Annotated in this window: 2 rRNA genes (1 of these 2 cut by a window edge); both read left to right on the top strand. The window is 58.8% G+C overall.

The features are described from left to right. Positions 1-1,351 (top strand): 23S ribosomal RNA (locus tag AC6HZP_RS00010) (it extends 1,401 nt beyond the left edge of the window). Positions 1,352-1,446: 95 nt separating this feature from the next. Next, positions 1,447-1,561: ribosomal RNA gene (gene rrf / locus AC6HZP_RS00005) — 5S ribosomal RNA — on the top strand. Positions 1,562-2,500: the final 939 nt, after the last annotated feature.

The raw sequence follows: 2,500 nt of genomic DNA, 5'->3' as shown, positions 1-2,500 counted from the left end.
CGGGTAGTGACGAATGCCGTGTATCGTAGTGCCTTATTGGATTGGTGCTGCGGTGAAGGTGTTCCAGGAAATAGCTCCCGCGTATAGACCGTACCCTAAACCGACACAGGTGGACTGGTAGAGTATACCAAGGCGCTTGAGAGAATGGTGCTGAAGGAACTCGGCAAATTGCCTCCGTAACTTCGGGAGAAGGAGGCCCTCGGCTTGGGCAACCAGGTCGGGGGGGCACAGACTAGGGGGTAGCGACTGTTTACCTAAAACACAGGGCTCTGCGAAGCCGTAAGGCGACGTATAGGGTCTGACGCCTGCCCGGTGCCGGAAGGTTAAGAGGAGATGTGCAAGCATTGAATTGAAGCCCCGGTAAACGGCGGCCGTAACTATAACGGTCCTAAGGTAGCGAAATTCCTTGTCGGGTAAGTTCCGACCTGCACGAATGGCGTAACGACTTCCCCGCTGTCTCCAGCACCTACTCAGTGAAATTGAATTCCCCGTGAAGATGCGGGGTTCCCGCGGTCAGACGGAAAGACCCCATGAACCTTTACTATAGCTTTGCACTGGCATTCGTGTTTGCATGTGTAGGATAGGTGGTAGGCTTTGAAGCATGGGCGCCAGCTCGTGTGGAGCCATCCTTGAAATACCACCCTTGTGAATATGAATGTCTAACCGCGGTCCGTCATCCGGATCCGGGACCGTGCATGGTGGGTAGTTTGACTGGGGCGGTCGCCTCCCAAAGTGTAACGGAGGCGCGCGATGGTGGGCTCAGACCGGTCGGAAATCGGTCGTCGAGTGCAATGGCATAAGCCCGCCTGACTGCGAGACTGACAAGTCGAGCAGAGACGAAAGTCGGCCATAGTGATCCGGTGGTCCCACGTGGACGGGCCATCGCTCAACGGATAAAAGGTACTCTGGGGATAACAGGCTGATGATGCCCAAGAGTCCATATCGACGGCATCGTTTGGCACCTCGATGTCGACTCATCACATCCTGGGGCTGGAGAAGGTCCCAAGGGTTCGGCTGTTCGCCGATTAAAGTGGTACGTGAGTTGGGTTCAGAACGTCGTGAGACAGTTCGGTCCCTATCTGCCGTGGGTGTAGGAATATTGAGAGGATCTGTCCTTAGTACGAGAGGACCGGGATGGACGTACCTCTGGTGGACCTGTTGTGGCGCCAGCCGCATTGCAGGGTAGCTATGTACGGACGGGATAACCGCTGAAGGCATCTAAGCGGGAAACCCACCTCAAAACGAGTATTCCCTTGAGAGTCGTGGTAGACCACCACGTTGATAGGCCGGGTGTGGAAGTGCAGCAATGCATGCAGCTTACCGGTACTAATAACTCGATCGGCTTGATCACTCCCATTAATCCATGCTCATCCGCTCCAACGCAGATGACCATCGACGACAAAAGCAGCTAACCCTGCAAAACCAGTTTCTTCTGTGCTTCGCCGGCCTGGTGGTCATGGCGAGGAGCCTGAACCCGATCCCATTCCGAACTCGGCCGTTAAACTCCTCCGCGCCAATGGTACTTTGTCTTAAGACACGGGAGAGTAGGTCGCTGCCAGGCCTGCAAAGCACAGAAACCCTTCGAAACATTCTCTCTACGATGAAACACAACAAAAACCCCGCCGCGCGACACCTTCGCCGGCGGGGTTTTTGCGTTCAAGCACCACGAAAACCGCCGGGAAGCGACGCCATCACGCCGGACGCCGGCGGTCCCAGGCCGGACGTCGCCACAAGCACCAAGGCGCGGAAGACGGCAGGGCGGCGAGGGCAGGGCGGCGGCGACGCCGGCACTAGCGCCACGGCGCGGAACAGCACCTGCCCGGAACAGACCCGCACAAGCGCGCAAGCTCAAAACCGGGTGGCCGCGGCCGAGCCAACCCCCGATCCGACCGGACGAAGCTCCAGCTCCCTCAAGGACACTGGCGCAAAAACAAAGCCTTCGCCATCATCCCCAAAACCAAAACAACCAACACGGGGAAAAACATGCCTCAGGTGGCCTGGCTTCAGTGGAACCCGCTGAATCCTCCAAGCTGATCGATGGGCCCCGCCATCCTCCCGAGGTGCATGGCGTGAACGAGGCCTCGATGGAAGATCCGCTGGGGCATTGCCGCTTGCAGACGACGTCCGGCGAATCCGCCCGGCGATCTGAATTAGGCGTTCCCTGGACCCTCCTTCGAGGCCCGGCTTCGCCGGGCACCTCAGGATGATGGTGGAGCTCTAGGATGGCAGTCTGGGAGAATCGTCCAGTAGTCAGAGGGCTGGCCAGTCCGGTCTGTTCAGCTCGAGGGGACTGCGCTCGATTCGATTGAACAAAATGCGCACACGGGCTGTCCGAAGGCCGAAGGCCGCGCTCGAGTCCGGCATCTGCGGACGCAGCTGCAGCTGCGGCCGAGTTCCGCAATCTGGAGCTGCAGCCGCTGCCCCCTGTGTGCTCGAAGCGGTTTGCGGGCGGGAGCAGATCCGAGTCTTTCCGGTCCGCCCCGAAAAACTCAGCCCGCCG

Source organism: Kaistia sp. SLG-1, from assembly GCF_059699055.1.
Note: the sequence above shows the minus strand (reverse complement) of the source record. Positions and strands in the feature narration are given on the sequence as shown.